The following is a 24,861-nucleotide window of genomic DNA, read 5'->3' as shown; positions in this document are numbered from 1 at the left end:
TTTAACTCCGCAAAGACCTTCCTTTCCTCATTGGAACAAAAAAACCTCCCCCACCAACTTGCCTGGGCAAATAAGTGGGGGAGGTCGGGAGGGGCGCTAAAAGCGGCGCTGAGGCAATTTTACCAGCCGTCGTCGGTTTTTTTGGCTTTAGCTTTTTGCTTCACATTGCCAGCTTCCGTTTTTACTTTGGTTTTTACTTTTTCGGGAGCGGCTGGCACTGGCGCTGGCGTAGGTGCTGGCACAATAGCTGGCGCAGCGGCCGGAGCCGGAGCCGCCTCAGCAGGGGCGGCGGGCGCTTGGTCGGCTGAGTTAATCTCGTCGGCCTTTTCTACTACTTTTTCCTTTTGCATGGCCAGCAGCATATTCTGCGGCACCAGCTCGTTCTTGTCCCAAAGCTTGAGCTCGGCCGCAAGCTTGGCTTTCTCTTCCTTGCCGGGCTTGCGGGCCATGAGGGCGTTTAGGTCGGGCTTGCCGGCATCCTGCCAGGCGGTGAGCCACATAGAAGCTACGGCCGTGGGCGCCTGCTTGAGCCGGTAAGCCACCATGCCGCCTACTTTATCGTGGTAAGCATCGGCGAAGGCATCGGAGTAGGAGCGGCGCGTTTTGCCGTAGCGGTGCGAAAACGTGTATTTCGTCTCGGGCGTGAAGTTGCGGGTTACGGCTTCTTCCAGATCGAAAGTAGCCCCCAAAAAGCCGTACGACTCCTGCACCACGGCCCAGATAGCCGCCTGCGGATCTTTGATATACTTAGCAGGCTTGCTGTCCAGCTTGTACTTCGCAATGTGGCGCTCCGGCAGCTTCGACTCCCAGAGGCTGTGCATACCGGTTTGGTTGCTGAGCTGGCCATCGTAGTTCATGGTGGTATGCAGCGGCACGTGCGCATCCGAAATGTAGTGGCAAAGGTCGGCGGACAGGGCAATGATAGCAGTTGTGTCACGCTGGCGAAATGCTTCGGTTAGCTTCTCTTTCACCTCCAACACTGTCCACGGCACGGTGCCGTACTTACGCAGCGTGTCGGCGGTATATCTGGCGGCCGCGTCATCCCAGGCTTTGGGCATGTCGCCAAACGGGTCGTCGCCGAAGTGGTCCATGTCGATGAAGTGACGTGGGGCCTCGGCGGGGTCGGCTTCGCGGCGCTCATCCGCCGCAATCGACTTCTTCACTATCTCATTCAGATGACGAAAGTAAAAAGCCTGCATAGAGCCAGGCAGGGCATACACGGCTACCTGGGCAATGGTTTTGTGGGCAAAAAAGCCCCAGCCATTGGATAGCACCGGCAGCACCAGCACCAACGTAAGTGTGATAAAGAGTTTTTTCATAACGGCAGCGAAAAGCCAAATAGAAGGATGCCGCGAAGTTCGGTATTTTTCGGAGTCAGTAGATGAAAAAACGGCTTGTTATAAAAGAACGTCCTGCAGAGCGCAGCGATGCATCTCGCCAGCGCTCGTTGGATTACTAATCCTGTTAAACATGCGAGATGCTTCGTCGCCGCTTCATGCGCGGAATGCTCTGCATGACCACCTTCCGCCTTTTAGTAACTTCGCTTCTTCCGCCGCCCCACCCATGACCAATATCTCCAAGAAGAAACTTTACTACCCCATCGGGGAGCCGCTGCGGCGCTACCTGCACGAGTTCGATCGCGAAACCCGCCTGCCCGTCACGTATAAAGACCTGACGCGCTTCAGCGGGGCTTATCCGCTGCTCGACCGCAACGGCCGCGATACGCTCTGGGAAACGGTTTACTACGAACCCTCCGCGTTGCAGGAGTTGGCGGCGGGCCTCACGGAGGTGTATGCGCTGCTGAAAACCGACGGCGACCTGTCGTTCAGCGAGCACCTGCTCACGGATAGAATTGACTATTGCCGGTTTGGCAATTCTAATCCATTTCGGGTGCGTATCGTCAATCAGTTTAACGACAACTATGACTATTTCTACGTGAAGCGCGCCGACGCCTCGCGGGTGTACGGGCTGGAGCTGGAGCATATTTTGTCGCCCAACAGCATCAACTACTTGGTCAGTGGCGACTCGCTGATTGAAGAGCACATTGCCGGCATTCCGGGCGACGATTTCATTCGCGACCATTTGCAGCGGCCCCACCTCAATCAGGTGCGGATTGCGAAGGAGTTTGTCAAGTTTAATGAGCGCTGCTTTGCTCGCTTGCTGGGCGATATGCGCGCTTACAACTACGTGATTGACGTGACGCCTGACTTCGAGGACGAGCAGTATCGCGTGCGGGCCATCGACTTCGATCAGCAGAGCTACGAGGGCAAAAAGACCATGTATCTGCCGCAGTTTTTCAAGGATAACCGGGCCGTGGTGCAGCTGTGCAGCAAGCTGCTTACGGGCGAAAGCATCCGGCAGTACCAAACCGAAGAGCGCACCCTGATGGCCCGCCGGGCCCGCGCCGAGCGCTACCGCCTCAAGGACCTGATGGACTGTATGCGCCCCGACGAGCTATCGACGCCCGAGAAGACGAGCATTTTGCAGCAGGAGCTGAATCAGCATCACCACACCACGCAGTTTAACCGCTGCCGCACCATGGGCGACATCGTGCGGCTGAATCTGCGGCTGATGCTAGGCCGACCTCGCCCCGAATAAATTTTCCATAAAAAAGCCCCCCAGAAACGTTTCTGGGGGGCTTTTTTATGGGAAGCTTCTGAGTAACTACTGGCCAAAGCCGATGCTCATGCCCAAGGAAATCTCTACGCCGCCAGGACTCACGGCATCAACTAAATCGCGCATTTCCTGGGAGGGGCGGTAGCCGTTGGTGTACGTAACGGGGTCGCCAGTGAAGCGCACGCCGTAGCCGAGCGTGCCAATGAGTCCTACGCGGCCCGGCTGCCAGCGAAAGCCCGTGCGCAGGTTAAGCACGCCGCTCGACGACAAGTTATAATATGCTTCTTCTTCGGAAGGTGTGCCTTCATTCAGCGCAATCCGCACATCATTGATTTTGCCCGAGCGGGACAAGTTGGCGCCGATATAAGGCGAAACGGTTTTGGCCGGGCTAAAGAAATGCCGCACGCCAACGCCAATTTTGCCCCCCACGCCCAAGCCAATGCCTGCATTCACATCTGTGCCGGCGCCAATCATGTGCGCGTAGTAAAAACCGATGCCTCCGTATGGCCCACCCCAGCCCAGGTCGATGCCCAGCGAGGACGTACGGTAGCGGCTAAGCGCAGGGCCGGCAACGGGTGCCTCCTGCCCGGCATAGATGGTAGGACGGCTAGCGGGCGCCATGGGGGAAGAGGGCTGAGCCGGCGGCTGGGTATTCAACTGCGTTTGAGCCAGGGCAGGCAACCCGGCAGACAAGGCCAATAGCGTGGCTACTGTAGTAAAAATTTTCATGCGATAAAAAAGGTAGAAGATAAATTTAATGCAAAAGAAAACCGAGGATGAATCGGCTATACTACGTGCTCCAGTAGCTCGTCATAGCCGATTCATCCTCGGTTTTCAGTGCCTAGAGGTGCTAGGCAAGCTTCATGCCTATTCCTGCTTAAATACCATGCCCTGCTTCATCACAAAACGTACGCGCTGCATAGCAGTAATGTCTTGAAGCGGGTCGCCATCTACGGCTACGATGTCGGCGAGCTTACCGGTTTCGAGGGTACCTAGCTGATCACTCTGGCCGAGCAGGTCGGCGGCGTAAACGGTAGCGGCGCGTAGCGCTTCAATAGGCGGCATTCCAGCCTCCACCATGTAAGCAAACTCCAGCCCGTTGGCGCCGTGGCGAAATACGCCGGCATCGGTGCCAAAGGCAATTTTAACGCCCGCCTTATACGCCCGCCCAAACGTGGCTTGCAGCTTCGGCCCGATGCTCTGGGCTTTTGGCGTTACCAAAGCCGGATAATATCCCACGATTTTAGCCGAATCGGCCACCGACTTGCCGGCCGTGATGGTGGGCACATACCAGGTGCCGTATTTCTTCATCAGCTTCATGGTTTCGTCGTCCATAAGCGTGCCGTGCTCAATGCTGTTTACGCCGGCCCGGATGGCGCGCTTCATGCCTTCGGCACCGTGGGCGTGGCAGGCCACTTTCAAACCCAAATCGCGGGCGGTTTCGACAATAGCCTTGATTTCGGCTTCGGTCATCTGGGCGCTGCTGCCGTCTTTGGCCACGCTGAGCACACCGCCGGTAGCCGTTATTTTGATTAGGTCGGCGCCGTTTTTATACTGCTGTCGCACGGCTTGGCGGCCTTCGTCGGGGCTGTTCACTACGCCATCATTAGGGCCGGGATTACCCATCAGATCCTGGCGGTAGCCGTTGGTGGGGTCGGCGTGTCCGCCGGTGCCGGAGAGCGACTTGGCAGCCGTGAAGATGCGCGGCCCGGCTACCTGGCCGCGGTTGATGGAGTTGCGCAGCGCCACGTTCACGCCTGAACCGCCCAGGTCGCGAACGGTGGTAAAGCCCGCCATAAGGGTTTTACGGGCATATTCGAGCGATTCAAACGCTACGTCGGCTGGGTTCTTGATGAACTCGTCGAGCTGATTGGTTTTGCTGGTTTGGTGCTCCAAATGCACGTGCATATCCAGCAGGCCGGGCATCACGGTTTTATTCTTCAGATCAATCACTTTATCGGTGCCGCTGCCGGCCGCATAGCCGTTCTGCACGCCAGCCACGCGCCCTTTCTCGACTACGATAGTCATTTCGGGTTGAATGCGGCCGGTGCGCACGTCGAGCAGACGACCGCATTGCACGTAGGTTTTTTGGGCGTGAGCAGAAGAGAGGCTCAATAAAAAGCCCCCCAGGAGCGCAGTAAAAAGACGCATGGGGTAGGGGTTTTGGTAGTTGGGAGTGGGCTAATGCCGGCTGCCCCGATCCATATCGGGCCGCCGCACTATTTGCAAGGTGCAGCAGAAAACTCGTAACTCGCAACTCCCAATTGATAACCAAATATTCTTACCTCAAAACCTGACCCTCATGGCCACTACCGAAGAGTTTGAAGCTGCCGCCCAGCGCGCCCAACAGCTGCCCACCAAGCCCTCCAACTTAGTATTGCTCCAGCTCTACGCCCTCTACAAACAAGCAACTGAAGGCGACGTATCCGGCGACCGTCCCGGCGGCTTCGACTTTAAGGCCATAGCCAAATACGACGCCTGGGCCGGCATCAGCGGCAAGTCGCAGGACGATGCCCGCAAGGAGTACGTGGATTTGGTGAATTTTCTGGCTGACGCATAAACCCTTGGCACTAATTAGCTAAAAAAGCCCCCCAGAATAGTTCTGGGGGGCTTTTTTAGTGGTCGAAAAAGGGCGTTCTATACTTTTGGGGCAGGCAGGTCGAAGGCAACGGCATCGTGCTCAAAGTGGCCTTTGTGCGAGCCGTCGCAGAAAGGCTTGTTGCTGGAAAGTCCGCAGCGGCAGATGCTAACACGCTCGCGGCCGCCGAGGCCATAGGTATTGCCTTGAGCATCAACGATTTCGATGTCGCCCTCTACGCGAAGAGAGCCGTTGCTTAGTACAGTGAGTTTAGTAGCCATGTCTTGGTTGGTTGATGAATTTTATCTGATGATGCGCGATGCGCTGAGGGGTATCTCAGTGCAGTGAGCCATACTCTATACGATGGAATGCCGGAAACGGAAAAGCTTACTTCAGCTCTTTGCGCATCACGTAGTCGTTCATCCAGTAGGGCCCGATGGCAATATCCTCCTCGCGGTGCTGCTGGAAACCTTGGCGCTCGTAGAAGCTGATGGCTGGGTTATAGCGGTTTACGTTCAGCTCCAGGGCCTCGCCGCCAGCGGCGCGGGCAGCTTCTTCAACCGCCAGCACTAATTGCTGCCCCAGGCGTTGGCCCTGATGAGAAGGCAGAACGTAGATTTTGTGCAGCTTAAACACCGCTTCAGCTGGCATCGGCAAACGGGAAAAGGAGGCGTAGCCTGCTGGGTGGCCATCGGTGCGCAACAGCAGAAACACGTGCCCTTCAGTCGTCATTTGCCGCTCCAGCGAAGCCGGCGTATAAATCACGCGGTACATGTAGTCAATCTGCTCCTTCGAGATAATGAAGCGGTAAGTGGGTTCCCAGGTGGCTTCGGCCAGCTGAATTATAGTCGGAATATCAGCCAAGGTGGCCGGCTGAATGCTGACGGAAGCGGTATCGGTGGCGGGCATAAGCTGCAAAAACGCAAATTTTAAGATAACAAACGTGCATTCTTGCTGGTAGGAGGCATTTTGGGACGGAAATTGTATTGTGCCAGCAATAAATTGCCCCCTGGGGGGCGTTTTCAGGCCACTCTCTACTCAGTCACCATGAAAAATATTTTGCTTTCAACTCTCCTCGGAGCCGCTAGCTTAGTGCTCGTTCCGTTGACCGCCGCCGCTCAGCAGACGCAGGAGCCTGTTTCTTCTACCAAGCCCGTTTCTGCCGTAGAGCGCGACCTGCGCCGCTTCAGCGATTGGGTAAGTGAGAAAGTAACCCGCGCCGAAGAAGGCGCCCGCCGCGAGTGGCCCAGCGTGATGGCCGACTACGACCGCCAAAGTGCCCGCCTCGACCGCGCCACCGATAGCTTGTCGGTGCAGTCGCGCCGCGAGTACGCCGCCCAGAAAGCCCGCTACCAAACCTGGGCCGCCGAGCAGCAGCGCCTCGATAGCGCTGCCCGCCAGCCCGAAACAGTGGCCCAGGTTCAGAGCCGCCTTTTGGGGGAAAACGTGAACATCAATCGGGCCCGCGCCACGGAATTGCCTGGTCTGTACGCTCGTCTGCTGGAAACTACCCACGACCAGCGCCGCCGCTGGACTGCCGCCGAATGGAGCCAGGCTTCCGCCGTGCTTTCTCGCCTCAATGCGCGCTACGAGGAAGTACGCACCCAATTGCCCACCAAAGACCGCTTAGACGTGCGCTCGTGGCAGGCCGAGTTTAGGACGCTGGAGAAAGCCCGCGACGTAAAAGAAATCATTGACAACCGCTGAGCTACTATTTGAGCAAGTTGAGGCGGTTCGTGGGAGATTGTAGGTGGGCTTCGGTGCCGATGCGCTACTTTTGCGCCTCACATTTTAGCTGTCCCCCTCGCTCATGCACATCGCCATCGTCGGAAACATTGGAGCCGGCAAAACCACACTGGCCAATAAGTTAGCGCATCACTTCAATTGGGAAGTATTTCTCGAAGACGTTGATCATAATCCTTATCTGAAGGATTTCTACGATGATATGCCCCGTTGGGCGTTTCATTTGCAGGTGTATTTTCTCAATAGCCGCTTCCGCCAAACCCAGCATATCAAGCGGATTCAGACGGCAAATAAAGGTGTTATTCAGGACCGCACGATCTATGAAGATGCGCATATATTCGCTACCAACCTGCACCAGTCGGGCCTGATGGCCGAGCGCGATTACGACAACTATCGTAACCTGTTCGACTCCATGATCAGCATGGTCGATCCGCCGGACCTGCTGCTCTACCTGCGCGCCGATTTGCCCAAGCTCATCCAGCAGATTGAGCGCCGCAACCGTGACTACGAAAACAACATCAAAATCGAGTACCTCAAGCACCTCAACGAGCATTACGAGCAGTGGATCGGCAGCTATAAGGATGGCAAGCTGCTTATTATTGACGTAAACAACCTCGACTACGTGAATAACCCTGAGGACCTCGGCGTCATCATCGACCGGATCAATAGCACCTTGTTTGGTCTGTTCTAGTTATAAGCATCCGTATGAAAAAAGCCCCCTAGAGCACATCTGGGGGGGCTTTTTTGTGTTTGAACACAAGTAGAACATCCTCACGGAACCGACAAGCACTTAGCCTTCAGTAAGCGCTTGATTCAGAAAGCGAACCAACGGCTGGGCAGCCCTCAGAGACGTTACTACTTCTTGCGCGAAATTCGGCTTCAGCACCTGCGCATCGGTGAAAGAGCGCGACACAAAAAAATCCTTCAGCTTCAGCCATTCCAGGTCGGGGTCGTTCTTGTCGTAGCCTTTGGGCGGGCGCTGTAGCCGTTCGCCTTCCAAGCCGTCGGGATAGAAGCGGACCATATCTGCCTCTTCGCGCAACGCATGAAACGCAGGGGCATTGTAGTGAATCTCCTGTCGGATACGGGCTACGGCCGGCGTTTCGGGGCGCCACTTGCCGGCTCCTACCCAACTGGTGCCATTCGGGCCAACCGCCAGAAAATATCCGGCCCATGGGGAGTGCCGCCCATCGCGGGCAAAGCCTGCACCCATGTGTTTTTTGTAAGGCTCATCGCTTTGCTGAAACCGGTCGTTTTTATTGATGCGATACTGGCTGGCCGCGGCGGTAAGGCCCGCCAGCTCCGGCTCAAACTGCTGCAAACCCTGTAGCGCCGTTTTTACCAACTCGGTAAACTCGGCCCGCGCCCGCTGGTATTCGCCCCGATGGGCATCCATCCAGGGCTTGTTATTGTTGTTGGCCAGCTCGCGCAGAAAACTCAGGACGGGGGCAAGATTCATGGGGGGCAAATTTCAATGGACATCCGGTCAGATACGTTTCCTTCCAGATGGGAGAGTGATTTACGGATTACTGTCGAGCAATCAATAGTCTGTAAAGTCGTAAGGTTCCATAAAAAAGCTTCGGCGTCCTGGATAGTCCAGAACGCCGAAGCTAGCAAGAGAGGGAAGCGAACTTACTGCTTGATGAAGCGCGCCTGGCGCACGCTCCGGTCGGGGCTAAGTACCCGCACCATATATACGCCCGCGGGCAGCATGCTCACGGTGAGCGTAGTGGCCGCTTCATTCGAGAATTCCTGGCTCATCACCCGCTGACCGCGGACATTATAGATTTCAGTTGTGTGTTTGCCGGCTCCCAATCCATTGAGGGTCAAAACATCGGTAGCTGGTACCGGACTCAAAGTAAAGGCTACAACTCCTAACTGCACCGTTACCGGCTGCGAGTACACTGCCTTACCGTCCAGATCGATCTGGCGCAGACGATAGTAGTTGTTGCCCGCCGCGGCCGCGCGGTCTATGTAGGTGTAGCTGTGGCGCTGGTTGCTCGTGCCATTGCCTTTGACGAAGCCCAGCTTTTTCCACTCGCTCAAATCCGTGCGGTGTTCAATGTCGAAGCCTTTGTTCTGGAGCTCCGTGGCGGTCGCCCAAGTCAAACGCACCGCGTTGTTCTCTGCGTTGCCCGTGAAGCTATTTAACTCAACGGGGAGGGGGGTAACACCATCAGCAAGCGAAAAGAAAGTGCCATCAAGGCGTAGGGAGCCAGTAGTCCTCAGTACGTTAGGAACAGTACGGTCGTATAGAACATTACTGACACCTGTATATGAACCAGTAAAATTAGAAGCATTTTCAGATTGATACAGTTCTAACAAAGATGGATTGTTGCCGCCTAACTCATCGAATGCGTCCGTACGGTATCTAAAGTCCATTGATACATTATAGGCCTGATTACCAGCATTATTATTAAGATTGGCATTGACGGAGAAGCGCCGACTTATAGTTCTTCTGAGTTCAGATCCTCCTCGTAGAGTACCCGGTAAGCCTGTTACACGTAACACGCTGACAGTATTTAGAATATTACCCTGGCCTTGGGTCCGGCCCTGAGTTAGGGTGAGGCCAATATTGCCAAAGTCATGGGAGTTACCCTCACTGGCTAAAGGAATAGGCGTTAATGAAGAAACTCTTCCCAGCAGGTAACCATTTGACGATTCGCTTAACCGACCTGTTGTTCCGAGTTGAACTGTATTTGGACCGGTTGCTAAGGTGCCACTATTTATTACAAGTGATTCATTGATAGTGAGGTTACTCGTTATCGTTTTTACTCCTGGACCCTGAATAATTAGGGAATTATAAGTATCTCCACTAATAGTCTGGTTACCAGTACCTGTAAGAATAACAGGAGCACTGCCAGCACTGAAAGCAGTTGCATCTCTAAAAGTTAAATCCCCAACGACACGAATTGCAGCACTTGAAGCCCCAATGTTTAAAGTGCCGTTTTCAACTCGTAAACTTCCTTGAATGTCCCACACCGAACCTTCGCCAATTCGGGTGAGTAAACCGTTGGGGCTATTAAGGGTAAAATCATAGACAGTTATAGGCCCAGAGATATTTTCAGGCAAGCCAGAACCAGAATATGAATAACTATCAATATTGTTCGGACCAAAAGCCCTGTTATTACTTCCGGCGACTGTATTCAGTACAGTGAAGTAGCGAAGAAAGTAAGCATTGGTACCAATGGTGCCACTTGTGCTTAAACGTGGAGCCTGAGCATATACAAAGCCATTACCATTCGCGATATAGCCAAACCAATTGAAAGCTGCTGGCCGAGCATTGGTAGTGCTGATGGCTGACCAAGGGATAGAAAACTCTCGGACCCCACCAGGACCAAGTTCTACTGATCCAACGTTTGGTGTTTCGTCTCCCCATAATCCAGATTCTGTGTTGAATTTTCGGGCCACCCGGCGCGTAGGGCCACCGTTATTACCACTATCGGTTGAATTGCTAGCAGCCTTTATAGAGAAAACGGCATCAGCGCGGAAGGGTAAAGTGCCATTAGTATTATCGTACGTAACACCTGTTGTTGTTCCACTATTTGCATCGCCCGCATTAACGATTGGCAACGGATTAGTGTCAAAATAAAGAATTGACGCTTCGCTGACACTAGCATTAATCGTAGCAACATATAAGTTGGTGTCATCCCAAGTCATGTACCACGTTTGTCCTCCAGTCTCATACGAACTGCCATATTCACCGGGGGCGATTTGTCCATCAAGAACCGGAACCTGTGCCTGAGCTACCTGCAACGTACTCAATGAAAAAAATACGGCTCCAAATGCCGTTAATACTTTAGGTAAAAATTCCATATAGGCAATATTTATTATGTTTATAAGATGCGCTAATATAGATTGTAAACCAGATAAGGTTGTGTTTGGAAAATCATATATAATAAATATTCTTCTATAAGTACCAATTTTGGTAGATTTTATATACTTCTTATAAGCCTAAGCCTAATAATTTTTTATGCGCTCATTTTCCCCTTACTACTTAATTGTAGCAAAGAGAAAAGCGAGCAAGAAAGTAACTACTATTTATAGGTGACTACCGTCAGTTCGTCACCAATTTGTAGCTGGCCATAACCCGGACCTGTCACGTTTTGGCCAAACATAACTTTACCCCCCAGCGTGCGGTAGGAGGCAAGTGTGCGTAGCGTTTCAGGGTTTTTGTGGGCGGTATTCTGGTTGATGGTTGTTACTACGCATCGGCCGCAGGCCTCCACAGCCCGAAAACTCAGGTCGCCAATTCGGAACTCCTGCCAGGTATCCTCGGTGTGGGCAAGGCCGCCGCTAAACACCAGGTTGGGTCGAAAGCGGTTCATTGGTACCGGCTCCGTAAGGCGATTATTCAACTCATCTAGGGAGCCTTGCCCAATAAGTAAAAAAGGATAAGCGTCTGCAAAGCTCACCACTGCGTCGGCTGGATTAAGCTCAGGATCAACAGGTCGCATGGCCATATCAGACATATACACCAAGCGACAGATGCAGCCGAGCGCTTCTGAGAGCCATTCGTCGGCTGCCAGCTCGCCGCGCCAGGCAAACACAAAATCATCCCAGATAGTAACGAACAAGCTGCGCTCTGGCGTAGCCTCAAACGGCACGAATAGCGGTAATAGATCTGGACGGTTGCGGTGCGTAATAATGAAACCGTTATGTGCCGGCGCTACCTGAAGCAAAGCCATCTCAGCCGTTTGGCGCTGCGTCATAAATTGGTTACGCTCGTTTACAATCAGCCAGCGACGGTCATGGCGTAATCCGCGGGCTTCGATTGTAGCTTCTTGAAGACGAATGCCCCCCAGCGACTTAACAGGATAAATATAAAGGTCTTGCAGATGCAGGGTGTTGGACATGCGGCGAAGGTAAGCTCAGACAATTAAATGTAGCCCAGATTAGCGTGTGGGGCAATTATAAAAAAAGCTTCGGCGCAATGGAAGCCATTGCGCCGAAGCTATAAGAAAATGAAGCGAAGCTGTTATTGCTTTATGAAGCGGGCATTTTTTACGCTCCGATTAGCATCCAGCACGCGTACCATGTATACGCCAACAGGCAAGGCGCGCACAGATAAAGTAGCAGGAGCCGAATCATTGAATTCCTGGCTCATTACCCGCTGACCACGCGCATTATAAATCTCCGCGACATGCTTGCCGGCTCCCAGTCCATTGAGGGTCAATATATCAGTAGTAGGCACCGGGCTTACTGAGAAGGCCACCGGACCAGTACCACGAAGCTGCACCGTTACTGGCTGCGAGTATACTGACTTACCGTCCAGATCGATCTGGCGCAGGCGGTAGTAGTTATTCACGCCGGCCGTTGCCGAGCGGTCGAGGTAAGTATAGTTATTACGCTGGTTGGTCGTGCCATTGCCCTTCACGAAGCCAATGGTCTTCCACTCGCTCAGATCCGTGCGTTGTTCGATCTCGAAGCCCTTGTTCTGTAGCTCCGAAGCAGTGGCCCAGTTCAGGCGTACGTTATTCCCCTCAACTTTACCCGTAAAGCTGATTAGCTCAACTGGTAGAGGCGTAGTGCCATCGGCGAGCGAGAAGTAGCGGTTAAGCCGCAGTGGACCTGTGTACGTTAAGGTGTTAGTCTCTGGGCTAGGAACACTTGAGCTACTAGGAGTTACCAACTGATAACCGTTTACAGGATCAGATATGATGTTATTCGACTCATATAAACGCAACTGAGATTCTGAGTTACCATTCAGCTCCGTAGGAGGAATATCACGATAGGTGAACTCCAGCGTGACATTGGTGCCGCTATTATTCGTCGGGTTGTTATTGATGAAGAAGCGACGGGCAATCGTCTGGAGAGGAGCATTTTGGGTACCACTTTGTAATAAGCCTCTGCCGCCTGTAATGCGCAGTACATCTATATTGCCCGGAAGATCATTGCCACGCTGGGTAATTCTCAAACCAATACCGCCAAAATCAGAGGTAGCTCCTGGAGTATTAGTAATAAGGGCTGAGGTCGAAACTCTACCTAGCAAATAGCCAGTTGCATTTTCAGTCAGGCGAGCACTTCCTCGTAGCCGAACCTCATTGGCACCGGTAGACAAAATCCCATTATTTATGATTAACGCTTCCCTGATATCAAGGTTAGAAGCTATTGTCTTAACGCCAGCGTCTTGCACCGTCAGCAAACGGAAGTCTACAGGAGCACTATTGTCCGTAGAAATTGTCTGGGCACCTGCTCCTGTTAATGTAACACCAGCATTGACAAGGAGCGAATTTCCAGTAGCTAATCGAATATTTCTACCAACCCTTAGGGTTCCTGCAGCGACAGGATAACGGAGTGTACCTTCTCCTACAACAAGTACATCACCACCTACTATGACAGGCGCAGTTGTAGATCCAAAGTTAAGAGTGCTATTGCTAGCAACAGTTAAGTTGTTTTGAATATTCCAGATAGAACCATCACCGTCGCCGGTGCGGGTGATAAGAGCACCAGCTGTATTCAGCGTAAAGTCATAAACTGAAATACTCTGTAGAGTACTGGTAAGAGGACCAGTATGGGCATAGCTGTCAAGGCCATTGGGGCCAAAAGCTGTGGTAGCGCCTTCTGTGTCAGTATTTAAAACCGTGAAGTAGCGGGTCCAGTTGTAGTCCTCATACCGCCCGTCCCCAACGTCGTTAAAGCGAAAGGAGGATTCATTATCTCTAGGTACTTGACCATATATACCGCCCCGAATTGGATTAGGAATAAATGGTTCTAAGCTGATTGGGTCAAAGCCATAAATGTTGTAACCAAACCAGTTGAAATTTTTTGGGCGTGCAAGGGTAGTACTGATGCGGGACCAGGGAAGGGAAAACTCTTTTATCGTACCAGGAAAGTTTGTCTCTGGTTCTTGACTGCTCCATCGTTCACCGTCGGCTCCACCATTATCGGCATATTGGCCAATGTTTTTGTCTGCTTCTAACGGTTTGCCCCACTCCTGTGCAGGGCCCCACTGGCCTGACTCTTTGTTATAGATGCGGTACTCCCGATAGAATTTTTCAATATATATATAGACGTCAGCCTGAATGGGCAGGTTGCCATTTATACTGAAGACAGGATAGCCTTTAAGGACATTACCACCTCCTACGTTTACTGGCGTCTGAGGATCAGTATCTATGTATAGAGCAGTTCCTTCTTGTAAGTTAGCCTCCTGAACCGCAACGTAAAGGTTGTTATCATCCCAGGTCATACGCCAAAGGAGATTCGGATCATCACCATTGGGGCTTGCATATTGATTGCCATATTCGGCAAGGCTTGAGGCCCCATCAACAACAGGTGTACGGAACTGAGCTTGCGCACTCTCAGGTACCCCCAGCGAGAGAAAAACGGCCCCTAAAGCCGTTAATGCAATATGTAAAGATTTCATATAGGCAGAATTGTTTTTTAAAGTCCTGATACGGGCAAATGTAGGTAAGAAGTTATATTATTTTGTATAATTTTTGTGTTAAAAATTAATAAATATAATTAAAGTGCTATTGGTGAGAAGTTGTTTAATCAAATGTGAGTTTTGTAGATAGGCTGGATTGTGTGTTTCGACTCCTTTTTTTTATCCGCTACCTTTGGCTTTCTGCTGCTAACTATCACACAATGACTTTCGTGTTTTCGCGCGCTGCGCTGCTTTTGCTGTTCTTGCCGCTGTTGGCTTCAGCCCAAACTCCAAAATCATATTCAGCTGCCGACATCGCTTTGGGCTTGCGCAAACTGAATGTGCTGGGCTCGGCACTTTATATTGCCGCCCACCCTGATGATGAGAATACCCGACTGATTGCTTACTTAGCGAACGGCCGCCTGCTTGAGACTGGATACCTGAGCTGCACGCGGGGCGATGGGGGGCAAAATCTGGTGGGTCCGGAGATTCGGGAAGGATTGGGTGTCATTCGGACCCAGGAGCTATTGGCGGCCCGCCGTACGGATGGCGGCCGCCAGTTTTTTACCCGCGCCAACGATTTTGGCTTTTCCAAAACGCCCGAGGAAACCTTTACTATCTGGGACCGGGAGCAGGTACTTGCCGATATGGTCTGGGTTATTCGGCAGCGCCGCCCCGATGTACTGATCACGCGCTTCTCGCCTCAGCCCAGCGGCACACATGGCCACCATACCGCCAGCGCCCAGCTCGCCCTCGATGCCTTTGATGCAGCCGGCGACCCCAAGCGCTTTCCGGAGCAGCTTCAATATGTGCAGGCGTGGCAGCCCAAGCGGCTATTTTGGAACACTTCTTCTTTTTTTATTCAGCCAGGCCAGAAGTTTGACGCCACTGGCAAAATCGTGGTAGATGCAGGCAGCTACAACGCCTTACTGGGCAAAAGCTATGGTGAAATTGCAGCTACCAGCCGCTCTCAGCATAAAAGCCAGGGCTTTGGCTCGGCCGCCACGCGGGGGGAAGCCATCGAATATTTGGAGCCGTTGAAAGGGGAGAAGGCGCAGAAGGATCTTTTGGAAGGCGTTGATCTGAGCTGGAACCGCATAAAAGGTGGTGCGCCCGTCGGCAAACTGGTGAGCCAAGCTATAAAGGAGTTTGACCCGGCCAACCCCGCCGCCAGCGTAGCCGGTTTGTTGAAAGTGCGCGAGGCTTTATTGAAGGCCCCGGATGATGGATTCTGGAAAAAAGAAAAGCAGGAGCAGGTAGAACAACTGATAAAAGCCTGCCTGGGACTATACCTGGAGGCTACAGCTGCCGAGGCTACCACCTCGCCCGGCCAACCCGTTACCGTGACGGTGGAAGCTATTAATCGCTCTGCTGTGCCTGTGACGTGGGTGGGAACTGGTTTGATAGCTTACCAGCGCGATACTACTTTGAATAAGCCCCTGGTCGTGAATGAGCTGAACCGGGTTCGGCTGCGCTTCCAGGTTAGCTCGCAGGTAGAGGCGTCGCAGCCTTACTGGTTACGGCTGCCAGGTACGGTGGGAATGTATACGGTGCCTGAAAAGCTGCTGGTAGCCGAAAGCAGTTCCACAGCATTGCTTGGTCCTGTAACTGGTCAGCGCATAGTGCCGGCTGGGGGGCAAAAAGAGCCTGCTGCCCTGCTGATCAATCGGCAAAACCTCATTGGGACGCCCGAGAACCCCGCCACCGCCTATGTTGGTTGCTTGTTGAACGTAGCGGGTACGCCCATTTTCTATTCGGTGCCGGTGCAGTACAAGCGTACTGATCCAGTGGAAGGCGAGCTATATCGGCCCCTGACGGTAGTGCCGCCGGTAGCCGTAAACATAGGAGGCAAAGCCTATGTGTTTGCGGATAACCAGCCTAAGCTGGTACCCGTGACGGTGAAAGCCGGCCGAGCCGGGGTGCGGGGCACCGTCGCGCTGAATTTGCCCCCCGGTTGGGTAGCTGAGCCTGCTTCGTTGCCGTTCGTCCTGCAAAACAAGGAGCAGGAGCAAACACTGGAGTTTCGGGTGCGGCCTACGGGCACTACTGAAAGCGCTGGTCAGCTGCGCGCGGTAGCTACCGTGGACGGGCAGACATACGCTCGCGGTTATCAGCCGATTGTGTATACCCATATTCCCACCCAAACCCTTTTCCCTGAGGCCGCCGCGCCGCTTATTAAGCTGGACCTCAAGCGCAAAGGCAATGAGATAGGCTACCTAATGGGCGCCGGCGACGAAGTGCCGGATGCGTTGCGCCAGATTGGCTACCAGGTAACGACCCTCAAGGAAACCGACCTCACGCCCGCTAACCTGCGCCGCTTCGATGCCGTGCTGCTGGGCGTGCGCGCCTATAATACCGTGAATCGTCTGCGGTTTCTGCAGTCGGTGCTCCTGGAATACGTGCAGGGCGGTGGCAATCTGATTGTGCAGTACACCGTGAATCGGGGCACCGTATTGCCCGAAATCGGGCCGTATCCATTTAAGTTGTCCAACGACCGGGTGACTGTAGAAAATGCCGAAGTCCGCTTCCTGAAGCCCCAGCACCCGCTGCTCAACACGCCGAACAAAATTACCAGTCGCGACTTTCAAGGGTGGGTGCAGGAGCAGGGCCTGTACTATCCGAGCCAATGGGACGCGAAGTATCAGCCCATCATTAGCAGCAACGACCCCGGCGAGTCGCCCAAAGACGGCGCTATTCTGGTCGCTGACTACGGCAAGGGCCACTATATCTACACTGGGTTGTCGTTTTTCAGAGAGCTGCCGGCTGGTGTGCCCGGTGCTTACCGCCTGCTCACGAATATGATTTCATTGGGTAAGTAAGATGCTATAACCCATTTCCCGCGCCCAAAAGCAACCTTCTGTCGTCCGCTCGCTCCTTACTGCTTCCCGCCCCACGTTTCACCAGTAAAAATGCCCCCCACCCCCGAACCATCCGCTCCGCCGCTCACTGATACGAACAAACCGCCGCTTTTTGCTACGTGGCGCGGCTGGTACACGCTGGTTATTAGCGCACTAGTGATAGAGTTGATTGGGTTCACGATTTTAACTTACTGGTTCGCGTGAGTGCACTCGATTGGCTGGTACTCGGGGGCACACTGCTTTTTATTGTAGGCTATGGCACGTGGCGCACGCGTACCGCCGGCCGCACCCTCGACGGTTATTTGTTAGGCGGACGCCAGGCTAACTGGTGGGGCATCGGCCTGAGCATTATTGCCACCCAAGCCAGCGCCATCACCTTTCTGAGTACGCCCGGACAGGCCTACGACGACGGGATGCGCTTCATTCAGTTCTACTTCGGGCTGCCGGTGGCTATGGTGCTTATTGCGGCCGTAGCCGTGCCCATTTATCACCGGCTGCGGGTTTTTACGGCCTACGAATACCTCGAAACGCGCTTCGACCGGCGCACCCGGACGTTGGCGGCGGGCTTGTTTCTGGTGCAGCGCGGGCTGAGCAACGGCCTCTCCCTGTACGCGCCAGCGCTGGTGCTATCGGCTATTCTGGGCTGGAATATCAACCTCACCGTCTGGCTGATTGGGGGCCTGATGATCAGCTATACGGTGGCGGGCGGCACCCGCGCGGTAGCTGTAACGCAGCAGGGGCAGGTGGCGGTTATTTTTACGGGAATGGTGGTGGCTGGCTATCTGCTCGTACATTATTTGCCCCCCGGCGTGGGATTTAGCGAGGCCATGCAGGTAGCTGGCAACCAAGGCAAGCTCAACCTCATTGACTTTACCTTCGACCCTTCCGACCGCTATAATTTCTGGACGGGCATGACTGGGGGGCTTTTTCTGGCCTTGTCGTACTTCGGTACCGACCAGAGCCAGGTGCAGCGCTACCTGGCGGGCCGCAGCATCACTGAGAGCCGCCTGGGTTTGCTCATGAACGGCTTGGTGAAAGTGCCCATGCAGTTTGGAATTTTGCTGATTGGAGTATTGCTGTTCGTCTTTTATCAGTTCAACCAGCCGCCTCTCACCTTCAACCGGCCTGTACGCGAGCAAATCGCGAATCAGGCCGAATTTGCCCCCCAGCTTCAGGGTCTGGAGCAGCGCCACGCTTCGCTTTTTGAAGGGAAGCGCGCCGCCACCGAACAAGTTGTGGCTGCGCTTCAACAAGAAGATAACGCAGTAGAGTTGGCCGCTGCCCAAAACAAGTTAGAAACCGCTCAAACCGCTATTCGCGAGTTGCGCACAGAAGCGCAGACGTTCTTCAAGCAGGCGGCTCCTTTAGCCGAAGCCAAAGACACTGATTATGTCTTCCTAACCTTCGTGCTCCAATACATGCCTCGCGGGCTGGTGGGTTTGCTCATTGCGGTGGTGCTGAGTGCGGCCATGAGCAGCGCCGCCGCCGGACTTAACGCTCTGGCTTCCACCACCGTTATCGATTTGTATAAACCAGCCCGCCCGCGCTCCGATGAGCGGCATTATGTAAGCGTGTCTCGTTGGGCTACCATCACGTGGGGCGTGCTGGGCATCGCCTTCGCCCTGTACGCCGCCCGGCTGGAAAACCTGATTCAAGCGGTTAATATTCTGGGCTCCCTGTTTTACGGCACCATTCTGGGCATTTTCGTGGTGGCTTTTTTTATGAAGAAAATCGGGGGAAACGCCGTTTTCTGGGCTGCTGTCGTTACGCAAGCGTTGATTTTTCTGCTCTTCCAGACCACCAACATTGCCTATCTATGGTACAATATTATTGGATGTGCTCTGGTGATGCTGCTGGCTACGCTAGGGCAACAAGTTCTGCCCAGAGGTCCACAGGCAGGCCGCTAGCCGTTTTGATACGCTGAATACCAATACAAAAAAAGCCCCCCAGAAACTGTCTGGGGGGCTTTTTTAACTTATGGAACGCAGATTTACTTGGTAGTGCCGCCTTTCTTGGCGGTGGCAATCAGCTCGTCGTTCATCTTTACATAGTCAGTGTTCTTGGCTTCGGTAGCCAGCTTCTTCGACTGCTCAGCGGCGGTGGTAGCACCTTTGTAATCCTTCATTTTCATGCGGATTTTGGCCTCCGTGTGCATGTTCCAAAACTTAGGATCTTTCTCGTTGGCTTTCTGCATCCAGGCCAGGGCTTGCTTCATATCCTTGTCATTGTCAAGGTAGTACACGGCAGCGGCAGCATAATCGGCGGGAGTAGCGGTGGCTGCTCCGTTGATTACTTTCTCATTGATTTGGGCCATCACCTTGGCGTCAACCTCCGTCGTGATGCGGAACTTGGCGCCGATGTTTTCCCACTGCATATCCACGTTGGCAGTAGCGGGCGTAAGGTCGCTGAAGTTGATGGTGAAGGTTTCCACCTTGTTGGCCAGGTTGTAGGTTTTGGCCGAGATGGAAGCCACGTTGTCCTCATCCTTGAAGTCGTCCACGTTGGCACCCTGCTTGGTGTTCTTGCTCAGTACCACCGTCCACTTATCCTTGTTGGGGATGGTGTACAGGCCGTATTCGCCGGCAGGCACCTTTTTGCCTTCCAGAATCACCTCGTCCGAAAACTTGATTTTGGTGGTGGCGTTAGCGCCTGTACGCCAGCGCTTTCCCATCGGAATGAGGTTGCCAGCTACGGTGCGGCCCTTGGCGCTGGGGCGCGAATACGTAATCGTGATATCCGTCAGGCCTACGCGCTGGGTCACGGTGCTGAGCGGGCTTGGCTGGGGGGTATTAATCTGAGCTTGGGCGTTGCCGGCCAGCAGTAAGGCGCTCAGGGCTAACGTTGCGCTGGCAGTCTTGAAAATGTTGGTCATGGAAGGGAATAGATGGGTGTTTGAATGCAGTAAAAGTAGGCAAAACTGCCTGATGGTACAGCTTTAGAAAAGCAGAGCTGAATCCTTCTCTTCCATAATAGTTGCAAGGTTGATCCTATTCACATTATGCTTCTGCAACAAAGTGAATACACGCTGCACTTCGTGAAATTCAAGATTAGCATCAGCACGAATGGAAAAGAAAGGGTACAGACCATTCTTATCGTGAAGAGCAGACTGAGCTGCTGCAATGCATTCAGCCAATTGGTCATCCACATCATTATCAAGTCTAGATGGGATACCCAACAGGGTGATGTTATTACGCTTAAGTAAAGAAAGTGACAAGTACCATGGAAGCTGCCGAACATCCATAAAAAGGAACGGCATTTTATCCAACTCAGCTAATTGAGTAGCAGTGAAACGAACTCTACGTCTAGCAGCAACCCGTTTAATTATTTCTGATTGATAGGGCTCATCAAACGAAAAGTACAGACGTTTCTGCTTGTCAATACTTATGATACCTAGTCTTCCTTCAGGCATTTTAAGGCACCCGCTCCCGCTAGAGGTTGGCAATTGCACATAAGGTTCAGGGGATTTGAAACGGGCAGTAGCTAAGAAAAAACACAGCAAGGGCCAAACAAAAAGCCCCCCAATCATACTTACGTTGGGCGCGGAAAGGCTAATGCGTGACTTCCGGCCTGCCTGAAGCTTTGCTAAAATACGATAAGTCATGGGTAGAGCGGTTGCGGGTAGCTTCTTCTAAATATAGAAGTTAACGACTACAAACGCCCCGCTAGTCTATGACAACTCAAACTGGAGCTTCAGCAGATTCGCATATAGCCCGTTCTCGCTGTTCGAAAGCTCTTCGTGCCGGCCTTGCTCCACGATGCGGCCCCCGTCGATAACCAGAATCTTATCCACTTTACGGATGGTGCTGAGGCGGTGGGCAATGATAATGCTGGTGCGGTTTTTCATCAGCTCATCCATCGCGTCCTGCACCAGCTTCTCCGACTCCGAATCGAGGGAAGAAGTGGCTTCGTCGAGGATGAGGATGGCGGGGTTTTTCAGGATGGCGCGGGCAATGGCTACGCGCTGCCGCTGTCCGCCCGAAAGCTTAATGCCCCGCTCGCCCACCACCGTGTCCAGACCTTCGGGAAAAGAAGAGATGAACTGCCAGGCGTTAGCCTTGCGAGCTGCTTCCGTTATTTCGGCGTCGGTAGCGTCGGTTTTGCCGTAGGCGATGTTCTCCCGGATAGAGCCACCAAACAGCAAAGTTTCCTGGGGCACAATGCCGATGTGGCCGCGCAGCTCCGTGAGGTCAAACAGGCGCACGTCGCGGCCATCAATGAGGATTTTGCCCGCGCTCAGCTCATAAAACTGCATGAGCAGCTGCACGATGGTGCTTTTACCGGCACCACTGGGGCCCACCAGCGCAATCTTTTCGCCGGCCTGAATATCGAAGCTGATATCCTTGAGCACCGGCAAATCGGGGCGGGTAGGATAGCTGAAGGCTACGTTTTGATAGTCGATGTCGCCGCGCACTTGCAGGGGGGCCATGCCTACCATGCGGGGGCGGTGCGTGGGCTCCGAGGGCTCATCCAGGATTTCCAGGATGCGCTCTGAGGCGCCCAGCGTAGTTTGAACCTTGCCATACAGCTCACCCAAGCCCCCGACCGAAGCACCGATAAAGATGGTGTAAAGGGCGAAAGACGTCAGGTCGCCAATAGTCATCTGGCCCGCCGCCACCAAGGAAGCAGCCCGCCACAGCACCAGAATGATGCCCCCAAAAAGGCCCACAATCACAAACGACACAAAGCCGCCGCGGTAGCGGTTGCTGCGCAAAGCGGCTCTGACGGTATTGGTGAGCGAAGCGGTATAGCGGTTGGTTTCAAACTGCTCATTGGTAAACGCCTTCACCGTATTAATTCCCTGAAGCGTTTCTTCTACGATAACGTTGGTTTTGGCCAGCTCATCCTGCGTTGCCTTGGCTAATATCCGGATTTTACGGCCAAAAAACATGGCCAGCAGCACAATAGGCGGAAACGTCGCCAGCATAAACAGCGACAGTTTCACCGACACCATCATGATAAACACGGTGCCGACAACCAGCGTCGTGATTTGGCGAAACAGCTCAGCCAGCGTAAGCGAGAAGGTGTCCTGAATATGGCCCACATCGGAGGTGATGCGTGAGGTGATAGCACCTACGCGATTTTTCTCGAAGTAAGGAATAGGCAGTGTTACGAACTTCCGGTACAAGGCCTGCCGGATATCACGCACGGTAAACTCGCTGACCTGCGTAAAAAACCAGATCCGCCCAAAAGAGAAAACGCCCTGAAACAGGATAATCACAAACAGGCCCACCGCGATTGTATCGATCGTAAGCGCGCCGCCATTCGGCAACACAAACGGCTGACCATTGGCCGCGTCGGTTAGTTTGCCGATAACCCAGGGAAAGGCCATCACCGTGGCGCTGGACAAAGCCAGCAGCACCATCCCCACAATGAATTTGGTGCGGTAGGGCAGCACATAGCGAAATATTCGCAGGCCCTGTCGGAAGCTTTCCTTCGTTAATTTCTTCTTGGGCACGTCCGGATCAAGGGTCGTGCCGCTGGTATTCATTCCACTTCTGGCCATTCTATCTTAGAAGTGAGTACAGAGAGGTGAGAAGTAAGACCTTGTTCTGTCTCCGTGATTATGGCGGAACAGAGTCTCACTTCTCACCTCTCTGTACTCATGTCTTATTTATTCGTATTTCATTTTGCCCTTGGGCTTCTCCACTTCGATAATCGTTGAATTGCCGAATGGCACGGGCAAGCGCACCTGCACGGCTACCGGCTGCCCTTTGCGGGTGGCAGGCTTCCAGGCCGGCATCTGCGAAAGCACGCGCAGGGCTTCCGCGTCGCACTCCGGGGAAAGACTGGTAGTAACCGCCGAGTTGCTGACGCGCCCATCGGCCTCCACGGTGAAAGTGGTAACCACGTTGCCCGTAATAGACTTGTCGCGTGCGACGGCCGGATACTTTACCTGCTTCTGAAAAAAATCATTCATTGCCTGTGCGCCACCCGGAAACTGCGGAGGCACATCGGGCCGGTTAGCGGCCGGTTTGGCCTGAGCCTGCATTTGGCCGGGCTTTAACACAACGGGAGCTTTAGCCGGCTGCTGAGCCCATACGGCCGTCGGTAAACCCACAAGCAGCAACAGAAGAGGAAAGATTTTCACGGGGCGAAAAGGATAAAACCAGACTGGGGGGCAAAATACCCCAACTAGCGGCGTACGACAAAGGTACAAACCAGTTAGCGGGCCATCCTTTTTCCAACAACTATTAGCGCGCAGGGTTCAACTCTGGTACTGCTTCTGGCACTGCTGACCGCGAAATAGCTAATAGCCCCAGAAATGTAAGTAAGCCGTTGAGCAGCAGGATTTCAAATCCGAACTTATAGCCCCCCAGCCACGCCTCCGAATTGGCATTGATGAGCAAAGTAAGCAACGGCGCCGCGATGCAAACCGGCAGCACGAGCGGCTCGCGGAGCATGCGGCTGGTCATGATGCCGAAGGAAAATAAGCCGAGCAGCGGCCCGTACGTGTAGCCCGCCAGCTTAAACACGGCCGTGATAAGGCTCTGGTCGTTGATGGCGCGGAAAATCAGAATAATGACAATGAGCACAACCGAAAAGCCCAGGTGTGTAAGCTGGCGCAGTTGGGTTTGCTTCTTTTCCGGATACTGCTGGATGGAAAGGAAATCGACGCAAAACGACGTAGTAAGCGCCGTGAGGGCAGAATCGGCGGAGGCGTAGGTGACGGCCACGATGCCGAGGATGAAGATGATGCCCGCAAACAAGGTGAAGTGCTCGGTGGCCAGCAGCGGAAATACGTCGTCGCCGATAATCTTGCCTGCTGCGTTGGTTGGCAATTGAATGCCTTTTTCGGCCGCAAACTTATACAGCAGCACGCCCAGCGTCAGGAACAAGATGTTGACGAATACAATCACGATAGTAAACCAGAACATGTTCTTCTGCGCATCGCCGAGGCTGCGGCAGCTCAGGTTTTTCTGCATCAGGTCCTGGTCGAGGCCGGTCATGACGATGGTGATGAAGGCCCCGGAGGCAAATTGCTTCCAGAAAAACTTGTCGTCCTTGATATCCGAGAAGTAGATCTGCGACATGTCGCTTTCTTTCACCGTGCGCACCAGATCAGCGAAGCCCAGATTCAGCTCCGACGACACCAGATAAATACTTACGCCCACGCAGGTAAGCATGGCCAGCGTCTGGAAAGTATCGGTCCAGAGAATGGTTTTTAGCCCCCCACGAAAGGTGTAGAGGTAGATAAGCATGATGCTGACAATAACCGTGACCACGAAAGGCACGCCCATATCGTCGAATACGGCCAGTTGCAGCACGCCCGCCACCAGATACAGGCGCAAGGCAGAACCCGCCGCCCGCGAGATCAAAAAGAAAAGCGCCCCGGTTTTGTAGCTCCAAAACCCGAAGCGCTGCTCCAGATACCCATAAATAGACATCAGCCGCAAGCGATAATACAAGGGCATTAATACTAATCCAATAACCAGATAGCCAACCGTATAACCCATCACTACCGCCATGTAGCTCCACGACTGCGCCTGCACCATGCCCGGCACCGAGATAAACGTGACGCCCGATAGCGAGGTGCCGATCATGGCGAAGGCCACCATATACCAGGGGGCATTTCGGTTGGCAACGAAGAAACTCTCACTGGTGGCTTTGCGCGAAGTAAGCAGCGCAATGACGATAAGAATGACAAAGTAGCCCGCAATCAGGCTCAAAATAAGGGTGGGCGACATTCGGAAGTGCTGAGA

The 24,861-nt window shown here is 53.5% G+C and carries 21 protein-coding genes; 6 read left to right on the top strand and 15 right to left on the bottom strand.

Annotation, left to right across the window (positions count from 1 at the left end; all coding sequences use genetic code 11):
- Positions 1 to 119: 119 nt before the first annotated feature.
- Entirely contained in the window at positions 120 to 1,319 is a 1,200-nt protein-coding gene (locus tag IEW06_RS12335; protein ID WP_187732792.1) for a zinc dependent phospholipase C family protein, read from the bottom strand.
- 244 nt (positions 1,320 to 1,563) lie between these two features.
- On the opposite strand from IEW06_RS12335, the gene IEW06_RS12330 reads away from it, so the two are divergent.
- Positions 1,564 to 2,598, top strand: coding sequence for a hypothetical protein (locus tag IEW06_RS12330; RefSeq protein ID WP_187732791.1), 1,035 nt, complete (start codon positions 1,564 to 1,566; stop codon positions 2,596 to 2,598).
- Positions 2,599 to 2,664: 66 nt separating this feature from the next.
- Here IEW06_RS12330 and IEW06_RS12325 read toward each other — a convergent pair whose 3' ends face one another.
- Positions 2,665 to 3,345, bottom strand: a complete 681-nt coding sequence (locus tag IEW06_RS12325; protein WP_187732790.1) for a hypothetical protein — start codon at positions 3,343 to 3,345, stop codon at positions 2,665 to 2,667.
- Between the two features lie 138 nt (positions 3,346 to 3,483).
- Positions 3,484 to 4,767, bottom strand: coding sequence for an amidohydrolase family protein (locus IEW06_RS12320; protein ID WP_187732789.1), 1,284 nt, complete (start codon positions 4,765 to 4,767; stop codon positions 3,484 to 3,486).
- Between the two features lie 151 nt (positions 4,768 to 4,918).
- On the opposite strand from IEW06_RS12320, the gene IEW06_RS12315 reads away from it, so the two are divergent.
- Positions 4,919 to 5,176, top strand: a complete 258-nt coding sequence (locus tag IEW06_RS12315) for an acyl-CoA-binding protein (RefSeq protein WP_187310760.1) — start codon at positions 4,919 to 4,921, stop codon at positions 5,174 to 5,176.
- Positions 5,177 to 5,253: 77 nt separating this feature from the next.
- Here IEW06_RS12315 and IEW06_RS12310 read toward each other — a convergent pair whose 3' ends face one another.
- Positions 5,254 to 5,475, bottom strand: a complete 222-nt coding sequence (locus IEW06_RS12310) for a CDGSH iron-sulfur domain-containing protein (RefSeq protein WP_187732788.1) — start codon at positions 5,473 to 5,475, stop codon at positions 5,254 to 5,256.
- A gap of 106 nt (positions 5,476 to 5,581) precedes the next feature.
- Positions 5,582 to 6,103, bottom strand: a complete 522-nt coding sequence (locus IEW06_RS12305) for a GNAT family N-acetyltransferase (protein WP_187732787.1) — start codon at positions 6,101 to 6,103, stop codon at positions 5,582 to 5,584.
- 138 nt (positions 6,104 to 6,241) lie between these two features.
- Between IEW06_RS12305 and IEW06_RS12300 the strand changes: the two genes are divergently transcribed.
- A complete protein-coding gene (locus IEW06_RS12300) occupies positions 6,242 to 6,901 on the top strand; it encodes a hypothetical protein (protein ID WP_187732786.1) in 660 nt (219 codons plus the stop codon).
- A gap of 103 nt (positions 6,902 to 7,004) precedes the next feature.
- Positions 7,005 to 7,628: a deoxynucleoside kinase gene (locus tag IEW06_RS12295; protein WP_187732785.1), complete on the top strand. Its 624-nt coding sequence runs from the start codon at positions 7,005 to 7,007 to the stop codon at positions 7,626 to 7,628.
- 99 nt (positions 7,629 to 7,727) lie between these two features.
- Here IEW06_RS12295 and IEW06_RS12290 read toward each other — a convergent pair whose 3' ends face one another.
- The 4 genes from IEW06_RS12290 to IEW06_RS12275 form a co-directional block, all read right to left on the bottom strand.
- Entirely contained in the window at positions 7,728 to 8,396 is a 669-nt protein-coding gene (locus tag IEW06_RS12290) for a DUF2461 domain-containing protein (RefSeq protein ID WP_187732784.1), read from the bottom strand.
- Between the two features lie 173 nt (positions 8,397 to 8,569).
- Positions 8,570 to 10,753 carry a T9SS type A sorting domain-containing protein gene (locus IEW06_RS12285; RefSeq protein ID WP_187732783.1) on the bottom strand — a complete coding sequence of 728 codons (2,184 nt, stop codon included), beginning with the start codon at positions 10,751 to 10,753 and terminating at the stop codon, positions 8,570 to 8,572.
- A 221-nt stretch (positions 10,754 to 10,974) separates the two neighbouring features.
- The gene (locus IEW06_RS12280) at positions 10,975 to 11,793 is read right to left on the bottom strand and encodes an MOSC domain-containing protein (RefSeq protein ID WP_187732782.1); all 819 of its coding nucleotides are present in this window, start codon (positions 11,791 to 11,793) and stop codon (positions 10,975 to 10,977) included.
- A 122-nt stretch (positions 11,794 to 11,915) separates the two neighbouring features.
- Entirely contained in the window at positions 11,916 to 14,303 is a 2,388-nt protein-coding gene (locus tag IEW06_RS12275) for a T9SS type A sorting domain-containing protein (RefSeq protein WP_187732781.1), read from the bottom strand.
- A gap of 221 nt (positions 14,304 to 14,524) precedes the next feature.
- Here IEW06_RS12275 and IEW06_RS12270 point away from each other — a divergent pair, with 221 nt between their 5' ends.
- Positions 14,525 to 17,122 carry a PIG-L family deacetylase gene (locus tag IEW06_RS12270; protein ID WP_188548353.1) on the top strand — a complete coding sequence of 866 codons (2,598 nt, stop codon included), beginning with the start codon at positions 14,525 to 14,527 and terminating at the stop codon, positions 17,120 to 17,122.
- 56 nt (positions 17,123 to 17,178) lie between these two features.
- Here IEW06_RS12270 and IEW06_RS12265 read toward each other — a convergent pair whose 3' ends face one another.
- Positions 17,179 to 17,340, bottom strand: a complete 162-nt coding sequence (locus tag IEW06_RS12265; protein WP_188548352.1) for a hypothetical protein — start codon at positions 17,338 to 17,340, stop codon at positions 17,179 to 17,181.
- A 21-nt stretch (positions 17,341 to 17,361) separates the two neighbouring features.
- Here IEW06_RS12265 and IEW06_RS12260 point away from each other — a divergent pair, with 21 nt between their 5' ends.
- The gene (locus IEW06_RS12260; RefSeq protein ID WP_188548351.1) at positions 17,362 to 19,068 is read left to right on the top strand and encodes a sodium:solute symporter family protein; all 1,707 of its coding nucleotides are present in this window, start codon (positions 17,362 to 17,364) and stop codon (positions 19,066 to 19,068) included.
- Between the two features lie 83 nt (positions 19,069 to 19,151).
- Here IEW06_RS12260 and IEW06_RS12255 read toward each other — a convergent pair whose 3' ends face one another.
- The 5 genes from IEW06_RS12255 to IEW06_RS12235 form a co-directional block, all read right to left on the bottom strand.
- On the bottom strand, positions 19,152 to 20,033 hold the full coding sequence (locus IEW06_RS12255; protein WP_188548350.1) for a DUF2911 domain-containing protein: 882 nt from the start codon (positions 20,031 to 20,033) through the stop codon (positions 19,152 to 19,154).
- A gap of 63 nt (positions 20,034 to 20,096) precedes the next feature.
- Positions 20,097 to 20,762 carry a biopolymer transporter ExbD gene (locus tag IEW06_RS12250; RefSeq protein ID WP_187732778.1) on the bottom strand — a complete coding sequence of 222 codons (666 nt, stop codon included), beginning with the start codon at positions 20,760 to 20,762 and terminating at the stop codon, positions 20,097 to 20,099.
- A gap of 66 nt (positions 20,763 to 20,828) precedes the next feature.
- The gene (locus IEW06_RS12245; protein WP_188548349.1) at positions 20,829 to 22,664 is read right to left on the bottom strand and encodes an ABC transporter ATP-binding protein; all 1,836 of its coding nucleotides are present in this window, start codon (positions 22,662 to 22,664) and stop codon (positions 20,829 to 20,831) included.
- A 108-nt stretch (positions 22,665 to 22,772) separates the two neighbouring features.
- Positions 22,773 to 23,249 carry an energy transducer TonB gene (locus tag IEW06_RS12240; RefSeq protein ID WP_187732777.1) on the bottom strand — a complete coding sequence of 159 codons (477 nt, stop codon included), beginning with the start codon at positions 23,247 to 23,249 and terminating at the stop codon, positions 22,773 to 22,775.
- A gap of 103 nt (positions 23,250 to 23,352) precedes the next feature.
- Entirely contained in the window at positions 23,353 to 24,846 is a 1,494-nt protein-coding gene (locus tag IEW06_RS12235) for a sodium:solute symporter (RefSeq protein WP_188548348.1), read from the bottom strand.
- Between the last annotated feature and the right edge of the window lie 15 nt (positions 24,847 to 24,861).

The organism is Hymenobacter qilianensis (genome assembly GCF_014638675.1).
Taxonomy (GTDB): domain Bacteria; phylum Bacteroidota; class Bacteroidia; order Cytophagales; family Hymenobacteraceae; genus Hymenobacter; species Hymenobacter qilianensis.
This window is presented reverse-complemented; position numbering and strand designations above follow the sequence as displayed.